This is a genomic window from Halomonas sp. BDJS001, from assembly GCF_026104355.1.
Lineage (GTDB): Bacteria > Pseudomonadota > Gammaproteobacteria > Pseudomonadales > Halomonadaceae > Vreelandella.
Genome location: NZ_CP110535.1, coordinates 3,815,264 through 3,834,992, shown reverse-complemented (window position 1 = coordinate 3,834,992; position 19,729 = coordinate 3,815,264). Strand labels below are relative to the sequence as shown.

Genomic DNA, 19,729 nt, shown 5'->3' with positions numbered 1-19,729 from the left:
TTTTTTTATGTAAGCCAAAACGGACAATGTTGTGAGAGATTTCTTAATTATTGGCGGCGGCGTGATCGGTATGATGACCGCGCTGCAACTGGCCGATGCTGGTCAGCAGGTCACGCTGGTCGATCGTGGTGAGTGCGGTAAAGAGGCCTCCTGGGCGGGGGGCGGTATCGTTTCGCCGCTCTATCCCTGGCGCTACGACACCGCAGTGTCGCAACTCTCCCGCTGGTCGGAGGGCGTTTACCCCTCTTTGGCTCTGCGCTTGCTGGAAGAGACCGGTATCGACCCCGAATATCGCCAAAAGGGGCTGCTCTACCTAAATGTGGACGATGCCGACCAAGCGCTGCAATGGGCGCGCCAGCTGGGTAAACCGCTAGAGCGGGTAGGGGCAGACTTTGTTCATACTAAAGAGCCTGGTGTGGCCATGGCGGACGACAGCGCACTGTGGATGCCGACACTGGGTAGCGTGCGCAATCCGCGCTTAGCCAAGGCGCTTAAGGCGCGGTTAGCCGCGATGCCCCAGGTCACGCTGAAAGAGCAGTGCGAGGTCAGTGGTTTTATTCAACAGAGTGGACAAGTAAAAGGCGTAGAGACCTCTCAAGGGCCGTTGACGGCTGAACGCATTATTGTTTGCGGCGGTGCCTGGGCTGCGCAGCTCTTGTCGCTGTTGAATGTGCAGTTGCCGGTAAGGCCCGTAAAAGGGCAGATGATCGCTTACCAAGCACCCAAAGGGTTGGTGCAGCGCGTGGTATTGAAAGATGGGCGCTATATTATTCCGCGTGCAGATGGCCTGCTATTGGTGGGTTCTACGCTGGAAGAGGTGGGTTTTGACAAGCGCACCGATGAGGCGGCATTGGCATCGCTAAAACAGAGTGCTGAAGCCATCCTGCCTGCATTGGCAACGTGCCCGGTAGCGCACCAATGGGCCGGCCTACGGCCTGGATCTCCAACGGGCCTTCCCTTTATCGGCGCGCTGGCTGAACGGCCTAATGTATTCGTCAATGCCGGGCACTATCGCAACGGCTTGGTATTGGCGCCTGCCTCGACCCATTTGCTGGTAGATCAACTGTTGGGGCGCGAGCCTCTGATTGACCCCGCGCCATACCAACTTACGCCAGAGCGGCTAATACACGCTTAAGACCAGTACAAGCTTAAGGTGTGCGATCCTTATCCTGCTGCTCCTGTAGAAAGCGGTCGCGATGGGCGCTGGAGCAGAACCACTGCTCCTGGTCACGCAGTGCTTCGTCTTCAGGAACATGTACTTCACACCAGCGGCAGCGCACCATTTTGCCACCCTCGTGACGGTTCACTTTGCTATGCTGCGCTTCATGCTCAAGCTTACGTTGCCGGTAGATGCCGTAGAGTTTTAAACCGGCATAGAATACAACGGCGAAGATAATCAGCCGAATGATCAAGAGGTTCATCCTTTTGTGTCTCCCGAAGTAGGGATATAAGCGTTGTGAGTGCCGCGCGGCCTTTGCCAGTTGGCGGCCCTTGCGGGACAATACGACTATGACGGTGCAATCCGATTTTAAAGATTCTCAAGAGATTTTGACGCCCATGCAAGACTTAACGCTGGTAATGGCCCAACTCGATCCTCTGGTCGGGGATATTCCCGGCAACGCCGCACGCGCGATTGAAGCCGTTCGCGAAGCCCGGATTGAGCATGGGGCGGATATTGTTGTCTTTCCTGAGCTTTTTTTGTCGGGCTACCCGCCTGAAGATCTGCTGTTGCGTCCCTCAATGGAAACCCGCCTGCGCGAAGCCCGTGCGCTAATGGCATCGAAGGTCGCCAGCGATGTGCTGGTGATCATTGGCTATCCCGGCGTGCGGGAAGGGCGTTGCTACAACCTGGCAGGCCTACTCTACAATGGCCAGTGGGAAGCTGAGTACGCCAAGCAGGCGCTGCCTAACTATCAAGTGTTTGACGAGCAGCGCTACTTTACGCCAGGCACAGAGACACTCGTTTATGAGCATAAAGGCGCCAAGCTGGGCATCGTGATCTGCGAAGACCTGTGGGATGGCGCGCCGGTTAAGTCCGCCGCGCAAGCGGGCGCTGAGGTGCTGGTCTCCTTGCACGCCTCTCCCTATCATCAGGACAAGCCCGCGGAGCGGCTGCGCCTGTTGGAGAAGCACGCCCAGGATACGCAGCTACCCATTGTGTATGTGAACACCATCGGTGGCCAAGATGAACTGGTTTTTGATGGCGGATCCTGCTGCGTTAACGCCCGCGGTGAGCTTCAGGTGCTGGCGCCGTATTGGCAGGCGGGCCTGATGCCGGTTCAGCTCCTCCAGACCAGCGCCACTGTTTGGGAACCCCAGCCCGGCGAGATTGACCCCGAAGTAGAACCGGAAGAGAGCCTTTACTGTGCGTTGGTTACCGGGCTGCGCGATTACGTCAACAAGAGCGGTTTTGAGGGCGTGGTGTTGGGACTTTCCGGCGGTATCGACTCCGCGCTCTCACTGGCCATCGCCGTTGACGCACTGGGCCCCCAGCGGGTGCAGGCGGTGATGATGCCTTACCACTACACCGCGGATATTTCCAAACAGGACGCTGCGGAGCAGGCCAAGATGCTCGGTGTGCATTACGAGATAATGCCAATTGAACCCATGGTTGAGGCGTTTATGGGGACGCTGGCAGAGAGCTTCGCAGGCACTGAGCGCGATACTACTGAAGAGAACCTGCAGTCGCGCTGTCGCGGTGTGCTGTTGATGGCGATCTCGAACAAGAAAGGCTTGATGGTACTCACCACCGGTAACAAGAGCGAAATGGCGGTGGGCTATGCCACGCTGTATGGCGATATGGTGGGCGGGTTTAATGCCATTAAAGATGTGTATAAAACCTGGGTGTACCGCTTGGCTCGCTGGCGCAATACGCAATCACCCGCGATACCCGAGCGTGTCATTGAGCGGCCACCCAGCGCGGAGCTGGCGCCCGATCAGCAGGATAGCGACTCGCTGCCTGATTATGACGTGCTCGATGCAATCCTATTAAGCTATATCGAGGGCGATATGAGCGCTGAAGCGATCATTGCCGGTGGCTTTGACGCTGAAGACGTTTACAAAGTAGTGAAGCTGGTCGACCGCTGCGAGTATAAACGTCGCCAAGCGCCGATTGGCGTGCGGGTTACCCCGCGAGGCTTTGGGCGCGACCGCCGCTACCCCATCGTCAATGGCTGGCAGCCCGGCGAGTAAACGGGGTATCTCTTAACGCGGCTATGACGGCCAGATAAAAAAACTCCCCTGAAAAGGGGAGTTTTTTCATTGTGCATCCACGGCAGTCAGACCCTGGCCGTTTTAATTTAGAAGCTTTCCCACTCCGGTGCTGCCTGCTGACGTTTAACGGCGGGGAGAGCGTGGGTGTTGGCAGAATGACTGCTTGCCGGTGCTAAGGGAGCCTGCGACGGTTGGGCGTTTTTGGCAGAGTTGGGTAATTTGAAGACCTGCATGGAGTGCAGCAGCGAGTGAGCGTTTTGACGCAGGTTGTTAGCTGCGGTAGCGCTTTCGTGAACTAGGGCTGCGTTCTGCTGGGTGACCTGATCCATCTCGGTCACTGCTCGACCCACTTCCTGCACACCGGTGCTCTGCTCGGCGCTGGCGTGGCTGATCTCCTGCATAATGCTGGTTACCCGCTCGATAGCCGCGACGATCTGCTCGGTCGATTTGCTGGCTTCTTCGGCGCGCTCGTTGCCATGGGTGACCCGTTCCAGGTTGCTAGAGATAAGGTCGTTGATCTCTTTTGCGGCATCGGCACTGCGCTGGGCAAGTTTACGCACTTCTTCTGCGACTACCGCAAAGCCACGGCCATGCTCCCCAGCCCGGGCAGCTTCGACCGAGGCATTAAGTGCCAGAATGTTGGTTTGGAAGGCGATTGCATCAATAGTAGAAATAATACCGGCAATTTCCTGAGAGCTCTTATTAAGATCGTTCATGGTGGCAACCACCTGATTGACCGCTGCGCCACCTTGCTTGGCGGTGCTTGATGCGCTTGAAGCTTCCAGGCTGGCCTGCTCAGAATTTTCAGCGTTAAGTTTTACGGTGCTATTGAGTTGTTCCATTGCCGAGGCGGTTTCGGCTAGTGCGCTGGCCTGCTGCTCAGTACGTGAGGAGAGGTCGTTATTGCCTTCAGCGATTTGCTCGCTGTTGCTGGCCACCGCTTCTGCAGAGGCGCGCACCTGGGTCACAATGGTTTGTAACTGCTGCGCCATGGCTACCTGTGACGCCATAATGCTGCGGGTATCTCCTTTCTTAAGCTTACCCTGGCTGGTTAACTCGCCGCGACCAATGGCTTCTGCGAAGGCTTTGACTTCGTAGGGCTCGGCACCCAATTCACGGAGCAGTTGGCGGGATAGAAACACCGCGATCAAACCGCCCACCAGCAATGCAAACAGTGTTAGCCCCAGCATTTGCATCTGGAAGCCGGAAGCGGTGTCGCGGGCTGTGGCGGTGGTGGTATCGTTCAACTGCTGCTGGAGATTGATAAACTGATTAATACGGTTAAGCCATTCGCTATAAGCAGGGCCTGCCTCTTCAAGTAGCAGTGTTTGCGCCTCCGCATACTCGTCAGCTTCGCGGGCTGCGATGACCTGCTCGGTTAGTTCCCGGGTGAGTATGGCCTGATCATTAATACTGTTAATAATACTCTGCTCTTGAGCCGTGCCAGCGTATTCGCTGGTCACTTGCTCCATGCCTGTTGTGGCTGTGCTGTAAGCGTTACGCAGGCGTTCCATTTCACTCTCTAATGAGCTGAGGTTGCCATTCCCTGCGGTGATAACAATGTCGCGAAGTACGATAGCGCGGTCATGTACACTACCTCGCCAGTCCACTGCAAAGCGTTGTTTGGTGCCGTTAACATCGTTGATGGTGGTTAAGTCGCGGTCAATTTGATTGACCTGGTAAATACCGACAGCGGTTAACAGAATCAGCAGCCCAAGCAGGGCAGCAAAACCGAGCGTTAACCGCGTGCTAATTTTGGTGTTGCTGGAACGGGCGTTAAAAAGTGACATTGAGTGCTCCCTTAGGTGCCGTTAAGGCACTTTATTATGCAAGATGGGATCATCATATATTTGTGTATAGCTTTTGTATGGGAAATAATGACTACATGTATAGTATTTTTAATTACTTTTTGTTTTCTCTTTTAGAATCATGTGCTTGTTGACTTTTGAATAAAAAACCACGCCGTGGCGTGGTTTCCTGGGTACATGTTGTACAGCTTTCAGCGAATGATAGCTCGCAGTGGTTTAATCATTTTGGCCTAAATGCTTAGGAACGAAGCGACTGCCTTGCAACTGCTCGTGATCAGGCGCGTTTTCCCGCAGTACGGCGAGGACTTCATTGGCGCGATCCTCCATGTCAAGGCCTTGATAGCCTTCTACCATGGTGGCCAAGGCATCCCGGGTGGCGCTGGATTCAGGGTAGTTTTCGATTACCCAACGGCCACGCTCAACGGCGGCCAAGTAAGCACCACGGCGCAGGTAGTAATCGGCGACATGGAGCTCATGGCGAGCCATGAGCTCACGCAGATAGACGATTCGCTGCTGGGCGTCAGCGGCGTATTCGCTCTGGGGGTAGCGCTGGATCAGTTCGCGGAAGTCGTTGTAAGCATCCCGTGAAGCCCCTAAGTCACGCTTAGAGATATCGATCAGGCGCAGCCGCTCTAGACTAAAGCGGCCCGCTTGCCAGGCGGAGAGGCCGCGCAAATAGTAGGCGTAGTCCACTTGGGGGTGGTCAGGATGTAAGCGAATAAAGCGGCTGGCAGCGGCTCGAGCCTCTTCCCAGTCGCTGTTTTCATAGTAGGCATAGATCAGCTCAAGCTGGGCTTGCTCGGCATGGGCACCAAACGGATAGCGGGTATCGAGGGCTTCCAAACGCTCTATCGCAATCGGGTAACGGTTGCTGTCTAGGGCTGTGCGGGCCAGTTCATAGAGCTCGCGCTCTTGTACCCCAGCAAATTCATCGTCTTCTTCATCGCTGGTATCGTTACTTGCACAGCCCGCTAAAAGGGCAAGGCTTAGGGCTAGAGCACCAAAGCGGTTGGCAGCTGAAAAAACGCGCATCATCATCCTCGTTGCAAACAAGCCTTGATCACCAAAAAGCGGCGATGGCCATAAGTAGAATGGTAGAATAGGTCTCAGTCCGCCCACTATAAAACACCTCGGCTCAAAACGCAGGCTTAGCGACGTTTCGTTAGGTGTCGTCAAAGGTGGCCGCTAAGGTTTTTTGCGTCTTAAAGAGGATTTTCATGTCTCGAATAGTTGAAGACACGCAGCGCGTGCCCGCGACGTTAGCCGGTGCACGGTTAGACCAAGCGGCGGCTGAGTTGTTCAGTGATTACTCCCGCGAACGCTTAAAAGCGTGGATTAACGCTGGTGAGTTGACAGTGGACGGCGCGCAAGCCAAACCTAAAGCCAAGTTACATGGCCATGAAGTGTTGGCGCTTCAGGCGACCATCGAGGACGATACCCGCTTTGAAGCCCAGGACATCGCGCTGGATATCGTTTACGAAGACGACACGGTGATGGTCATCAACAAAGCTGCCGGTATGGTGGTGCATCCTGCCGCAGGCAACCCGGATGGCACACTATTGAATGCACTACTGCATCACCAGCCGTCGCTTGCCGAAGTGCCTCGGGCTGGCATTGTTCACCGCTTAGATAAAGACACGACCGGCTTGATGATGGTGGCGAAAACGCTGCCCGCCCAAACGGCCCTGGTCGAACAGCTGCAGGCGCGCAGCGTGTCACGCCAGTACGACGCCGTGGTGATTGGTAAGCCGGTATCGGGGAGCACTATCGATGCGCCCATTGGCCGCCACCCCAAAGACCGTAAACGCCAGGCCGTTACCGCTTCGGGTAAGCCTGCCATTACCCACTTCCGCGTGGTTGAGCGCTTCCGTGCCCACACCCATGTGCGTTGCAAGTTGGAAACCGGGCGTACTCACCAAATTCGTGTGCATATGGCCCATGCCCGCTATCCATTAATTGGTGACCCCATGTACGGCGGTCGCGCCAAGCTGCCGCCGGGTGCCGCTGAGCCGCTGAAAGAGATCCTGCGCGAATTCCCCCGTCAGGCCCTGCATGCGCGTAAGTTGATTTTCAAGCACCCGGTCAGTGGCGAAACATTAACTTTTCAAGCAGACCTCCCCGATGATTTGTTAATGTTGTTGGATTACCTACGGGAAGATAATGAGACTATGCGATGAGCGATGCCATTAATTTACGGCCAACGCTTTTAGTACCCGACTGGCCCGCGCCATCCAATGTGCGTGCCTTTGTGACAACCCGGGAATCGGGGCCTAGCCAGGGTGATTTCGCCGCTTTTAACCCCGCTTCCCATGTGGGCGATAATGCTGATCATGTAGCGTTGTGTCGGCGTTTGCTGCAAAAGGAGCTTGGCGATGAGCGCCCTCTGCTATGGCTGAACCAGACCCACGGGGCTCGCGTGCAGCAGTTTTATCAGCCTGATGCTGCCGATGCAGATGCATCCATTGCTACTTCCAATGAGTACGCCTGTGTAGTGCTGACGGCAGACTGCCTGCCGGTGATGTTCTGCAATCGCGCGGGTACCCAGGTGGCGGTGGCCCATGCTGGTTGGCGCGGTCTGGCGGGCGGCGTGCTGGAGGCAACCATTGCCGCCATGAATACGGATCCCGATGAGATCTTGGTGTGGTTAGGGCCCGCTATTTCCAATGCGCAATTTGAGGTTGGGCCGGAGGTTTACGGCGCCTTTGTTGCTGTTCATCCGGATACCGCTGACGCTTTTGACCACAGTCCCTATCGACTCGGCCATTACATGGCCGATCTCTATCGGCTGGCACGCTTTCGCTTAGAGGCGCTGGGGGTCAACCACATTAGTGGCGGCCACTTCTGTACCGCCTGCGAGTCGCGTTTCTACTCCTTCCGCCGTGATGGCGGCAAAACCGGACGCATGGCCAGCGTGATCTGGATCAATTAACGTCCACAAATGATTCCTTAAGCCTGCGGTTTACGTGGGCACCTCTTGAAAAGCATGGAACTGGCGCCATTTAACTTGTCAAGCTAAGAGTGATTTAGCACGTCTAATGACACGTTATCGGGTCACGCGGTGCGTCCAAACGCACGGCTACCCCAGGAGGAACTCCATGCGTTTTGATAAATTTACCGCCAAGCTTCAAAGTGCGATTGCCGAGGCGCAGTCGCTGGCCGTTGGCCGCGGTCATAATCAGCTAGACCCAGCGCACTTGCTGCTGGCCCTGCTTGACACCAAAGATACCGGTATTAAAGCCCTGATTGAAAAAGCCGAGGGCAGCCCTTCACGCCTGCGCGATGGGTTGGTACAGCAGTTGGATAACTTGCCCAAGGTGGGGCAGTTCGACGGCGAAGTGCAGCCGTCGCGGGATTTCATCAAGCTATTCAACTTAACCGATCGCGAAGCGCAAAAACGCGGCGACCAGTTTATTGCCAGTGAGCTGGTACTACTGGCGGCGCTGGAAATGAATTCGGCGATTACCAAACTGCTGAAAGACGCAGGCATTAGCCGCAAATCCCTTGAGGCCGCTATTAATAGTCTACGCGGCGGGGCCTCGGTGGATGATGCTAACGCCGAAGACCAGCGTGAGGCGCTGAATAAATACACCCTGGATCTTACCCAGCGCGCGCTGGATGGCAAGCTCGACCCCGTGATTGGCCGCGACGATGAAATTCGCCGTACGATTCAAGTGCTGCAGCGGCGTACCAAAAACAATCCGGTACTTATCGGCGAGCCGGGCGTGGGTAAAACCGCCATTGTGGAAGGGTTGGCCCAGCGCATCGTTAACGGTGAGGTGCCGGAAGGCTTGAAAGATAAGCGCGTGCTCTCCCTGGATATGGGCTCGCTGCTTGCAGGTGCCAAGTTCCGCGGCGAGTTTGAAGAGCGCTTGAAAGCCGTGCTTAAGGAACTCTCCCAGGAAGAGGGCCGGGTAATTCTGTTTATCGATGAGCTGCACACCATGGTCGGCGCAGGCAAAGCCGAAGGCGCCATGGACGCGGGCAATATGCTTAAGCCTGCCCTGGCGCGCGGTGAGCTGCACTGCGTGGGCGCCACTACCCTGGACGAGTACCGCAAGTACATTGAAAAAGATGCTGCCCTGGAGCGCCGTTTCCAGAAGGTATTGGTGGATGAGCCTTCCGAAGAGGACACCGTGGCCATTCTGCGTGGCCTGAAAGAGCGCTATGAGGTTCACCACGGGGTGGATATTACCGACTCCGCCATCATTGCCGCGGCGAAGCTCTCTACCCGCTATATCACGGATCGTCAGTTGCCTGATAAGGCCATTGATTTAATCGATGAGGCCGCCTCGCGGATTCGTATGGAGCTGGACTCCAAGCCGGAGGCGATGGATCGCCTTGATCGCCGTCTGATTCAGCTCAAAATGGAGCGCGAGGCGCTTAAGAAAGAGACCGACGAGGCCACCAAAAAACGCCTGGAGGCGCTCAATACCCAGATTCATGAGTTAGAGCGCGAATACGCTGATCTTGATGAGATCTGGAAAGCCGAGAAAGCCAGCATTCAGGGCGCTGCTCAGTTTAAGGCCGAACTTGAGCAGGCGCGCATTGACCTTGAACAGGCGCGCCGCCAGGGTGATTTGGGTCGGATGTCGGAAATTCAGTACGGCAAGATTCCCGAGCTGGAGAAGAAGATTGCCGAAAGTGGCGAAGGTGAAGCGGATACTTCAAGCCATCAACTGCTGCGCTCTAACGTCACTGAAGAGGAGATTGCCGAAGTCGTCTCCCGCTGGACGGGTATTCCTGTTTCCAAAATGCTCGAAGGCGAACGCGATAAGCTGCTGCGTATGGAAGAGGCGTTGCACCAGCGGGTGATTGGGCAGGATGAAGCCGTCGAGGCGGTCGCCAACGCGGTACGCCGCTCCAGGGCCGGTCTTGCTGACCCCAACCGCCCTAACGGCTCATTCCTGTTCCTCGGCCCCACCGGGGTGGGTAAAACCGAGCTGTGTAAGTCGCTGGCCAACTTCCTCTTCGACACCGAAGAGGCCATGGTACGTATCGATATGTCGGAGTTTATGGAGAAACACTCCGTGGCCCGCTTGATCGGTGCGCCCCCAGGTTACGTCGGCTACGAAGAGGGTGGCTACTTAACCGAAGCAGTTCGCCGCAAGCCTTACTCGGTGCTGCTGCTGGATGAGGTGGAGAAAGCCCACCCGGATGTCTTTAATATCCTGCTGCAGGTGTTGGAAGATGGTCGCTTAACCGACGGCCAGGGGCGTACGGTGGATTTCCGCAACACCGTGATCGTGATGACCTCTAACATGGGCTCGGACATTATCCAGCGCATGGGCGGCGATGTTAGTGATGATAAAGATAGCGACTATGAGGCGATGAAAAATATGGTCATGGAGGTGGTGGGTAACCACTTCCGGCCTGAGCTGATCAACCGTATCGATGAAGTGGTGGTGTTCCACGCCCTGGGTCAAGAGCAGATTCAGGCCATTGCCGGCATTCAGTTGGAGCGCTTGAAAGTGCGCCTCGCCGAACACGATCTGAAGCTTGAGGTTAGCTCTGAAGCCATGGCGCAGTTGGCGGTTGTGGGCTTTGACCCTGTGTACGGGGCGCGGCCTCTCAAACGGGCGATTCAAAGCCGTATCGAGAATCCGCTGGCCCAAGACCTGCTAGGTGGCAAGTTTGCTCCTGGTGATACCATTCATATCAATGCAGAAGAGGGTAAGTTGGTGTTTAGCTCATAATTGCGGCCGCCACTTGTGCGCAATTGAATAGGGTAAAAGCCCCGCTAGCTTTGCTAGCGGGGCTTTTTTTATGGCTTCTTGCGACCTTTGTTGCGTTTGGCTTGATCGGAGGTTGACAGGCTGAGGGCGCTAATGGAATCTTGTCGGTTCCTGATTTGCGGGCGCGGACTCAACGGGCAACCCCTTATTCCCGCGCGAAGGGTAGGCGAAAGCCTCTACCCGCCGAAGGACTTCCGGGCTTGGGCTAACCGCTCAACCTGGCCAACGCCCCGACACGGCGAACTGCCGTGATAAGAGTGCAGGCCCTAACCGGGCCTCCTGCCAGGGTTTGGCATCAGGTGTCGGCAAGGGCCGACAGCGGCATACCGCCGCACTCGACACCGTGCCCATGTGGGTACGGATCGCACTCGAGACCTCCAGGGGAGAAATACAGTGGAACTGCTTTCCGGCGCAGATATGATCGCCCGCTTCTTGCAAGATGAGGGCATCGAATACATTTATGGTTACCCCGGCGGTGCAGCGCTGCATATTTACGATGCACTCTTCCGCCAGGACAAAGTGAAGCACATTCTAGTGCGTCATGAACAAGCGGCTACCCACGCAGCCGACGGCTATGCCCGTGCCTCAGGCAAGCCTGGCTGCGTACTGGTTACCTCCGGCCCCGGTGCCACCAACGCCGTCACCGGTATTGCCACCGCCTACATGGACTCTATCCCTATGGTAGTGCTGTGTGGCCAGGTGGCGAGCCACCTGATCGGTGAAGACGCCTTCCAGGAGACCGATATCGTCGGTGTGACACGCCCGATCGTGAAGCACAGCTTCTCGATCCGTCACCCGTCGGAAATCCCGGAAGTGCTGAAAAAGGCGTTCTATTTAGCCTCAACCGGTCGCCCTGGCCCGGTGGTGGTGGACATCCCCAAGGATATGACGGCGCCTACTGAGCGTTACGAGTATGTCTACCCGAAAAAGGTCAAGCTGCGCTCCTACAACCCGGTAACGCGTGGCCACACGGGGCAGATCAAAAAAGCCGTTGAGATGATGCTTAAGGCCAAACGTCCGGTGTTTTATACCGGCGGCGGTGTGGTCACGGGCAAAGCCAGCGAAGGCCTGACCGATCTGGTCAAACAGCTGGGCTACCCGATTACCACTACGCTGATGGGCATTGGCGCGTATCCGCAAAGTGATCGGCAGTGCTTGGGCTGGCTGGGTATGCACGGCTCCTATGAATCCAATATGGCCATGCACCACGCCGACCTGATCATTGCCATTGGGGCGCGTTTTGACGACCGTGTAACCAACAGCACGTCGAAATTCTGCCCCACCGCCAAAATCATCCATGTGGACGTCGATCCAAGTTCGATCTCTAAAACGGTGCGTGCCGATGTGCCGATCGTGGGCCCGGCCTCCAGCGTTATCAATGAGATGATCAGCTTGGTGCAGGGGCATAAAATTGCCCATCCCGAAGCGCTGACTGAGTGGTGGGAAAAGATTGATGGCTGGCGTGCCGACCGTGAAGGCAAGCTTTATGAGCCTTCCAAGGAGGGTGAAGCGCTTAAGCCACAGGAAGTTATTGAAGCGCTTTGTCGGGTAACCCGAGGCGAAGCCTACGTGACGACCGATGTTGGTCAGCACCAGATGTTCGCGGCGCAGTACTACAAGTTTGATAAACCCAACCGACTGATCACCTCAGGTGGTTTGGGCACCATGGGCTTTGGCTTCCCCGCCGCCATGGGTATCAAGCAGAACTACCCGGATGATGACGTGGTGTGTGTCACCGGTGAAGGCAGCTTCCAGATGATGATGCAGGAGCTCTCTACCTGTAAGCAGTACGGGGTGGGCGTTAAGATCCTCAATCTTAACAATGCGTCGCTGGGTATGGTGCGTCAGTGGCAGGACTTGAACTATAAATCGCGTCACGCGCACTCCTATATGGAGTCGCTGCCGGACTTTCATATGCTGATTGAGGCGTATGGATTTACCGCGATTACCGTCAATACTATTGATGAACTGGAGCCTGCGCTGGAGCGTGCCTTTGCGGATAAGCATGAGCTGGTGTTCCTTGACGTGAAGGTCGACCCTTTTGAGCACGTCTATCCGATGCAGGTGCCGTTAGGCGCCATGCGCGACATGCTGCTGTCTAAAACGGAGCGTACCTGATGCGTCATATCATCTCGATTCTGTTAGAAAATGAACCGGGTGCGCTGTCACGTGTAGTCGGGCTGTTCTCCCAGCGCAACTTCAACATCGAAACGCTTAACGTAGCGCCGACAGAAGACCCATCTCTGTCGCGCTTAACGGTCACCACCGTGGGCGATGACCGGGTCATCGAGCAGATCACCAAGCACCTCAATAAGCTGATTGATGTGGTCAAGCTGGTGGATCTCACTGAAGGTAACCATATCGAGCGCGAACTGATGCTGGTGAAAGTGAAGGCATTGGGTGCGGCGCGTGATGAAGTGAAGCGCACGGTGGATATCTTCCGCGCACAGATCGTCGACGTAACGCCCAGCCTGTATACCGTGCAGATCACCGGTGATGCGGGCAAGCTGGATGCTTTCCTTCAAGCCATGGCACCGGTAGGCATATTAGAGGTCGCCCGCACCGGGGTCTCGGGTATTGCTCGGGGCGATAAGGTGTTGTCGCTTTAGGCATTAAAAGCGTGAAGCATTGACTGCCAAATAAGAGCGCTGCTCCCTCCCAGGAGTGGCGCTTTTTCATGGTGGCTTAATTGTTGCTCGCTGACTGAGGCGCAAAGAGCATCAATACAGCAATTGGCTGGCTGAGTGACACTCACCGTGTAGAATGAAAGCGACTACTGTTCCCGTGACTTCACTTTTAATGGATGAAACCTATGACACAGGACGCTCGCGATCAAGAGCACTCAGGCTCAGGCCAGGCAAGTTCAGATCATGCTAAACCAGGCCCGATAGGCGCTGAGCAGCCAGACGACACTGATCCGTCAGAGGTAGGTGGCAACGAGGATTTGGCGACTGCTTTCTTGCGTGAAACGGAGGTGGTTGAGGAAACCGTAGAGGATGGTAAAAAGATCCGCCGTCGAGGTATCTACTTACTGCCTAACTTATTTACCACCTCGGCGCTGTTTGCAGGTTTCTTTGCGGTCGTTGCTGGTATTAATGGCGAGTTCACCTCGGCCGCCGTCGCGATCTTTATTGCCATGGTGCTGGATGGCTTGGATGGCCGTGTCGCACGTATGACCAATACGCAAAGTGAATTCGGCGCTGAGTACGACAGCTTGTCTGACATGATCTCCTTTGGTATGGCTCCCGCTTTAGTTGCCTTTACCTGGATTCTTCAGGACATAGGTAAAACCGGCTGGGTGGTGGCCTTTCTTTACGTGGCCTGCGCGGCACTGCGCCTTGCACGTTTTAATGTACAGATCGGTAGCGTCGACAAAAAGTGGTTTATTGGATTGCCAAGCCCTTCTGCCGCAGCGCTAGTAGCGGCCAGTGTGTGGACCTTCCATAGCTTTGATGCCGATGCCTTTGGCTTCAAGTTACTGATGCTGGTTGTGGTGGCGGCGGCAGGCGTGCTGATGGTGAGTAATATCCGCTACTACAGCTTCAAGGATCTCGACTTTAAAAAGCCAGTACCGTTTGTTGTGCTGCTCGCCATCGTTCTGGCTTTCGTTATGATCTCGGTTGAACCTTCGGTAATGCTGTTACTGCTGTTTGGAGCCTATGTGGCTTCAGGGCCTGTTTTAGCCGTTATGCGCAAGGCAAAACCTAGCCGCTAGGACTTTACGCCACTTTTTTGACAGTTCTTTCAAAAAGCCCTTGCCAACCCGGCAGCGAATCCGTAAAGTACGCATCCGCTGCCGGGGACGCCAAGCGTTGCCAGCGGTGCATAAGGTGTAAAAGCCTTGGTTTGTCAGGAGGTTAGAGCAAATTGTATCGCTCGCCTCAGTCGCTAAAAAAAACAGCGATTGACAACCACCAGGAAATGCGTAGAATACGCCTTCCTCGCTGAGGCAAGCCAGTTCAACGGCGGCCAGGTTGCTTTCAAAGTGATCGTGACAGCGAAACAGCTCTTTAACAATTTGATCAGGTAATTCATGTGGGCGCTTGCTGATGTTGGTGGCAAATCACCAAATATCAAGGCAAGCGACTCAAGCAATAAGGTTTTAAAGGATTCGTCCTTTGGGATCTGTTTTGAATGAATTCGTTTGAACCTTGAGCCAAGTTTGATCCGCTTTTGCTGTCTTCGGCTAGTCCTTAGAGAGCGAGTAAGGATCACAATGATTTTAAACTGAAGAGTTTGATCATGGCTCAGATTGAACGCTGGCGGCAGGCCTAACACATGCAAGTCGAGCGGTAACAGGGGTAGCTTGCTACCCGCTGACGAGCGGCGGACGGGTGAGTAATGCATAGGAATCTGCCCGGTAGTGGGGGATAACCTGGGGAAACCCAGGCTAATACCGCATACGTCCTACGGGAGAAAGGGGGCTTCGGCTCCCGCTATTGGATGAGCCTATGTCGGATTAGCTAGTTGGTAAGGTAATGGCTTACCAAGGCAACGATCCGTAGCTGGTCTGAGAGGATGATCAGCCACATCGGGACTGAGACACGGCCCGAACTCCTACGGGAGGCAGCAGTGGGGAATATTGGACAATGGGGGGAACCCTGATCCAGCCATGCCGCGTGTGTGAAGAAGGCCCTCGGGTTGTAAAGCACTTTCAGCGAGGAAGAACGCCTAGTGGTTAATACCCATTAGGAAAGACATCACTCGCAGAAGAAGCACCGGCTAACTCCGTGCCAGCAGCCGCGGTAATACGGAGGGTGCAAGCGTTAATCGGAATTACTGGGCGTAAAGCGCGCGTAGGTGGCTTGATAAGCCGGTTGTGAAAGCCCCGGGCTCAACCTGGGAACGGCATCCGGAACTGTCAGGCTAGAGTGCAGGAGAGGAAGGTAGAATTCCCGGTGTAGCGGTGAAATGCGTAGAGATCGGGAGGAATACCAGTGGCGAAGGCGGCCTTCTGGACTGACACTGACACTGAGGTGCGAAAGCGTGGGTAGCAAACAGGATTAGATACCCTGGTAGTCCACGCCGTAAACGATGTCGACCAGCCGTTGGGTGCCTAGAGCACTTTGTGGCGAAGTTAACGCGATAAGTCGACCGCCTGGGGAGTACGGCCGCAAGGTTAAAACTCAAATGAATTGACGGGGGCCCGCACAAGCGGTGGAGCATGTGGTTTAATTCGATGCAACGCGAAGAACCTTACCTACCCTTGACATCTACAGAAGCCGGAAGAGATTCTGGTGTGCCTTCGGGAACTGTAAGACAGGTGCTGCATGGCTGTCGTCAGCTCGTGTTGTGAAATGTTGGGTTAAGTCCCGTAACGAGCGCAACCCTTGTCCTTATTTGCCAGCACGTAATGGTGGGAACTCTAAGGAGACTGCCGGTGACAAACCGGAGGAAGGTGGGGACGACGTCAAGTCATCATGGCCCTTACGGGTAGGGCTACACACGTGCTACAATGGCCGGTACAAAGGGCGGCGAGCTCGCGAGAGTCAGCGAATCCCTTAAAGCCGGTCTCAGTCCGGATCGGAGTCTGCAACTCGACTCCGTGAAGTCGGAATCGCTAGTAATCGTGAATCAGAATGTCACGGTGAATACGTTCCCGGGCCTTGTACACACCGCCCGTCACACCATGGGAGTGGACTGCACCAGAAGTGGTTAGCCTAACGCAAGAGGGCGATCACCACGGTGTGGTTCATGACTGGGGTGAAGTCGTAACAAGGTAGCCGTAGGGGAACCTGCGGCTGGATCACCTCCTTAAACGATGCGTCACAGTTAGTAAGCGTCCACAATGAATTACCTGATCAGATAGCTGTTGATGCGCAGTGATAAGCCAGACGTCTTCGGCGTTGCCTTATCACTGCGTATAGCAGTCGCTCTTTAACAATGTATATCATGCTGACAAGAACACGCCGTAAGGTGTGCTTCTTAAATTGTGATACGTCTCAAGCGTATCCGGCAAAATAGAACGTTATCATTGCGACATCCAGACTCCTTCGGGTTATAGGGTCAAGCAATGAAGCGCACACGGTGGATGCCTAGGCAGCCAGAGGCGATGAAAGACGTGGTAGCCTGCGATAAGGTTCGGTGAGGTGGCAACAACCTGTGACCCGGACATCTCTGAATGGGGAAACCCACTCATCATAAGATGAGTATCGTGCCCTGAATACATAGGGGTACGAGGCGAACCAGGGGAACTGAAACATCTAAGTACCCTGAGGAAAAGAAATCAACCGAGATTCCCCCAGTAGCGGCGAGCGAACGGGGACCAGCCCTTAAGCATGAGACTGATTAGGCGAACACGCTGGGAAGCGTGGCCGTAGCGGGTGATAGCCCCGTAGTCGAAAATCTGATCATGTGAAATCGAGTAGGTCGGGGCACGAGAAACCTTGACTGAAGACGGGGGGACCATCCTCCAAGGCTAAATACTCCTGGCTGACCGATAGTGAACCAGTACCGTGAGGGAAAGGCGAAAAGAACCCCGGAGAGGGGAGTGAAATAGATCCTGAAACCGTGTGCGTACAAGCAGTCGGAGCCCACTTGTTGGGTGACGGCGTACCTTTTGTATAATGGGTCAGCGACTTATATTCAGTGGCGAGGTTAACCGTATAGGGGAGCCGTAGGGAAACCGAGTCTTAACTGGGCGACACAGTCGCTGGATATAGACCCGAAACCGAGCGATCTATCCATGAGCAGGGTGAAGGTTGAGTAACATCAACTGGAGGCCCGAACCAGGATCTGTTGAAAAAGATTTGGATGACTTGTGGATCGGAGTGAAAGGCTAATCAAGCTCGGAGATAGCTGGTTCTCCTCGAAAGCTATTTAGGTAGCGCCTCACGTAGTACCGCCGGGGGTAGAGCACTGTTTCGGCTAGGGGGTCATCCCGACTTACCAACCCGAGGCAAACTCCGAATACCGGTGAGTAACGCGTGGGAGACACACGGCGGGTGCTAACGTCCGTCGTGAAAAGGGAAACAACCCAGACCGTCAGCTAAGGTCCCGAAATCCTGGTTAAGTGGGAAACGATGTGGGAAGGCTCAGACAGCTAGGAGGTTGGCTTAGAAGCAGCCATCCTTTAAAGAAAGCGTAATAGCTCACTAGTCGAGTCGGCCTGCGCGGAAGATGTAACGGGGCTAAACCAGGTACCGAAGCTACGGGTTCATCCTATGGATGAGCGGTAGAGGAGCGTCGTGTAAGCCGATGAAGGTGGATTGAGAAGTCTGCTGGAGGTATCACGAGTGCGAATGCTGACATGAGTAACGATAAAGGGAGTGAAAAACTCCCTCGCCGGAAGACCAAGGGTTTCTGTTCGACGCTAATCGGAGCAGAGTGAGTCGGCCCCTAAGGCGAGGCCGAAAGGCGTAGTCGATGGGAAACGGGTCAATATTCCCGTACCGGACATGGTTGCGATGGGGGGACGAAGAAGGCTAGGTGAGCCAGGCGTTGGTAGTCCTGGTGAAAGTGAGTAGGCTGGGATCTTAGGTAAATCCGGGATCCTTTAAGGCCGAGACACGAGATGAACTGACCACGGTCAGGAAGTCACTGATGCCACGCTTCCAGGAAAAGCCTCTAAGCTTCAGATCATGTGCGACCGTACCCCAAACCGACACAGGTGGTCAGGGTGAGAATCCCAAGGCGCTTGAGAGAACTCGGGTGAAGGAACTAGGCAAAATGGTGCCGTAACTTCGGGAGAAGGCACGCCGGCGTAGGGTGAAGAGACTTGCTCTCCTAGCCCGAACCGGTCGAAGATACCAGGTGGCTGCAACTGTTTATTAAAAACACAGCACTCTGCTAACGCGCAAGCGGACGTATAGGGTGTGACGCCTGCCCGGTGCCGGAAGGTTAAATGATGGTGTTAGCCCCTCTCTTGTAGAGGGCGCGAAGCTCTTGATTGAAGCCCCGGTAAACGGCGGCCGTAACTATAACGGTCCTAAGGTAGCGAAATTCCTTGTCGGGTAAGTTCCGACCTGCACGAATGGCGTAATGATGGCCACGCTGTCTCCACCCGAGACTCAGTGAAATTGAAATCGCCGTGAAGATGCGGTGTACCCGCGGCTAGACGGAAAGACCCCGTGAACCTTTACTATAGCTTCACACTGGACGCTGATGTTGCCTGTGTAGGATAGCTGGGAGGCTTAGAAACCCGGACGCCAGTTCGGGCGGAGCCAACCTTGAAATACCAGCCTGGCATCATTGGCGTTCTCACTCAGGTCCGTTATCCGGATCGAGGACAGTGTGTGGTGGGTAGTTTGACTGGGGCGGTCTCCTCCTAAAGAGTAACGGAGGAGCACGAAGGTACCCTCAGCACGGTCGGACATCGTGCAATGAGTGCAAGAGCATAAGGGTGCTTGACTGCGAGACAGACACGTCGAGCAGGTGCGAAAGCAGGTTCTAGTGATCCGGTGGTTCTGTATGGAAGGGCCATCGCTCAACGGATAAAAGGTACTCCGGGGATAACAGGCTGATACCGCCCAAGAGTTCACATCGACGGCGGTGTTTGGCACCTCGATGTCGGCTCATCACATCCTGGGGCTGAAGTCGGTCCCAAGGGTATGGCTGTTCGCCATTTAAAGTGGTACGCGAGCTGGGTTTAGAACGTCGTGAGACAGTTCGGTCCCTATCTGCCGTGGGCGTTGGATGTTTGAGAAGGGCTGCTCCTAGTACGAGAGGACCGGAGTGGACGACCCTCTGGTGTTCCGGTTGTCACGCCAGTGGCATTGCCGGGTAGCTATGGTCGGACGGGATAACCGCTGAAAGCATCTAAGCGGGAAGCCCCCTTCAAGATGAGACATCCCCGAGGCCTAGAGCCTCCTGAAGGGCCCAGCAAGACCAGCTGGTTGATAGGCACGGTGTGGAAGCGCTGCAAGGCGTTGAGCTAACGTGTACTAATGGCCCGTGAGGCTTGACCCTATAACACCCAAGGGGTCTGGTCGTGATGATGACGTCAATGAAAAGCCGGATACGCAGCGTGTGGCCCAA

General features: G+C 55.3%; 11 protein-coding genes and 2 rRNA genes. 10 read left to right on the top strand and 3 right to left on the bottom strand.

Translation table 11 applies throughout. The features are described from left to right. Positions 1 to 31: 31 nt before the first annotated feature. Positions 32 to 1,135 carry a glycine oxidase ThiO gene (gene thiO / locus OM794_RS17870; protein ID WP_226251438.1) on the top strand — a complete coding sequence of 368 codons (1,104 nt, stop codon included), beginning with the start codon at positions 32 to 34 and terminating at the stop codon, positions 1,133 to 1,135. A gap of 13 nt (positions 1,136 to 1,148) precedes the next feature. Here the strand turns inward: thiO and OM794_RS17865 are convergent, their stop codons facing one another. Beyond that, on the bottom strand, positions 1,149 to 1,421 hold the full coding sequence (locus OM794_RS17865; RefSeq protein WP_226251437.1) for a PP0621 family protein: 273 nt from the start codon (positions 1,419 to 1,421) through the stop codon (positions 1,149 to 1,151). A gap of 136 nt (positions 1,422 to 1,557) precedes the next feature. Between OM794_RS17865 and OM794_RS17860 the strand changes: the two genes are divergently transcribed. Next, the gene (locus tag OM794_RS17860; RefSeq protein ID WP_226251450.1) at positions 1,558 to 3,192 is read left to right on the top strand and encodes an NAD+ synthase; all 1,635 of its coding nucleotides are present in this window, start codon (positions 1,558 to 1,560) and stop codon (positions 3,190 to 3,192) included. Positions 3,193 to 3,299: 107 nt separating this feature from the next. Here the strand turns inward: OM794_RS17860 and OM794_RS17855 are convergent, their stop codons facing one another. Together OM794_RS17855 and OM794_RS17850 are read right to left on the bottom strand one after the other, a co-directional pair. Beyond that, the gene (locus OM794_RS17855) at positions 3,300 to 5,003 is read right to left on the bottom strand and encodes a methyl-accepting chemotaxis protein (RefSeq protein ID WP_226251436.1); all 1,704 of its coding nucleotides are present in this window, start codon (positions 5,001 to 5,003) and stop codon (positions 3,300 to 3,302) included. Between the two features lie 234 nt (positions 5,004 to 5,237). After that, positions 5,238 to 6,053: an outer membrane protein assembly factor BamD gene (locus tag OM794_RS17850; protein WP_226251435.1), complete on the bottom strand. Its 816-nt coding sequence runs from the start codon at positions 6,051 to 6,053 to the stop codon at positions 5,238 to 5,240. Positions 6,054 to 6,238: 185 nt separating this feature from the next. Here OM794_RS17850 and rluD point away from each other — a divergent pair, with 185 nt between their 5' ends. The 8 genes from rluD to OM794_RS17810 all read left to right on the top strand — a co-directional run bounded on the left by rluD (position 6,239) and on the right by OM794_RS17810 (position 19,660). Further along, positions 6,239 to 7,198, top strand: coding sequence for a 23S rRNA pseudouridine(1911/1915/1917) synthase RluD (gene rluD, locus OM794_RS17845; protein ID WP_133733178.1), 960 nt, complete (start codon positions 6,239 to 6,241; stop codon positions 7,196 to 7,198). Next, the gene (gene pgeF, locus OM794_RS17840) at positions 7,195 to 7,950 is read left to right on the top strand and encodes a peptidoglycan editing factor PgeF (protein ID WP_088702235.1); all 756 of its coding nucleotides are present in this window, start codon (positions 7,195 to 7,197) and stop codon (positions 7,948 to 7,950) included. The genes rluD and pgeF overlap by 4 nt, the downstream gene beginning before the upstream one ends. A 166-nt stretch (positions 7,951 to 8,116) precedes the next feature. Continuing rightward, complete coding sequence (clpB, locus tag OM794_RS17835) at positions 8,117 to 10,714, top strand: ATP-dependent chaperone ClpB (RefSeq protein ID WP_226251434.1); 2,598 nt, start codon at positions 8,117 to 8,119, stop codon at positions 10,712 to 10,714. A gap of 432 nt (positions 10,715 to 11,146) precedes the next feature. Beyond that, positions 11,147 to 12,871 carry an acetolactate synthase 3 large subunit gene (locus OM794_RS17830; protein ID WP_226251433.1) on the top strand — a complete coding sequence of 575 codons (1,725 nt, stop codon included), beginning with the start codon at positions 11,147 to 11,149 and terminating at the stop codon, positions 12,869 to 12,871. Then, positions 12,871 to 13,362: an acetolactate synthase small subunit gene (gene ilvN, locus OM794_RS17825; RefSeq protein WP_007113940.1), complete on the top strand. Its 492-nt coding sequence runs from the start codon at positions 12,871 to 12,873 to the stop codon at positions 13,360 to 13,362. The genes OM794_RS17830 and ilvN overlap by 1 nt, the downstream gene beginning before the upstream one ends. Positions 13,363 to 13,565: 203 nt before the next feature. Further along, positions 13,566 to 14,468 carry a CDP-diacylglycerol--serine O-phosphatidyltransferase gene (gene pssA, locus OM794_RS17820; protein ID WP_226251432.1) on the top strand — a complete coding sequence of 301 codons (903 nt, stop codon included), beginning with the start codon at positions 13,566 to 13,568 and terminating at the stop codon, positions 14,466 to 14,468. 509 nt (positions 14,469 to 14,977) lie between these two features. Beyond that, a 16S ribosomal RNA gene (locus OM794_RS17815) occupies positions 14,978 to 16,510 on the top strand. A gap of 247 nt (positions 16,511 to 16,757) precedes the next feature. Continuing rightward, positions 16,758 to 19,660: ribosomal RNA gene (locus OM794_RS17810) — 23S ribosomal RNA — on the top strand. Together the 16S and 23S rRNA genes form the textbook arrangement of a ribosomal RNA operon. Positions 19,661 to 19,729 lie beyond the last annotated feature (69 nt).

Coding starts and splice junctions, on each gene's coding strand:
- OM794_RS17865 (WP_226251437.1), bottom strand. CDS start 1,421: ATGAACCTCTTGATCATTCGGCTGATTATCTTCGCCGTTGTATTCTAT.
- OM794_RS17860 (WP_226251450.1), top strand. CDS start 1,558: ATGCAAGACTTAACGCTGGTAATGGCCCAACTCGATCCTCTGGTCGGG.
- OM794_RS17855 (WP_226251436.1), bottom strand. CDS start 5,003: ATGTCACTTTTTAACGCCCGTTCCAGCAACACCAAAATTAGCACGCGG.
- OM794_RS17850 (WP_226251435.1), bottom strand. CDS start 6,053: ATGCGCGTTTTTTCAGCTGCCAACCGCTTTGGTGCTCTAGCCCTAAGC.
- rluD (WP_133733178.1), top strand. CDS start 6,239: ATGTCTCGAATAGTTGAAGACACGCAGCGCGTGCCCGCGACGTTAGCC.
- pgeF (WP_088702235.1), top strand. CDS start 7,195: ATGAGCGATGCCATTAATTTACGGCCAACGCTTTTAGTACCCGACTGG.
- clpB (WP_226251434.1), top strand. CDS start 8,117: ATGCGTTTTGATAAATTTACCGCCAAGCTTCAAAGTGCGATTGCCGAG.
- ilvN (WP_007113940.1), top strand. CDS start 12,871: ATGCGTCATATCATCTCGATTCTGTTAGAAAATGAACCGGGTGCGCTG.
- pssA (WP_226251432.1), top strand. CDS start 13,566: ATGACACAGGACGCTCGCGATCAAGAGCACTCAGGCTCAGGCCAGGCA.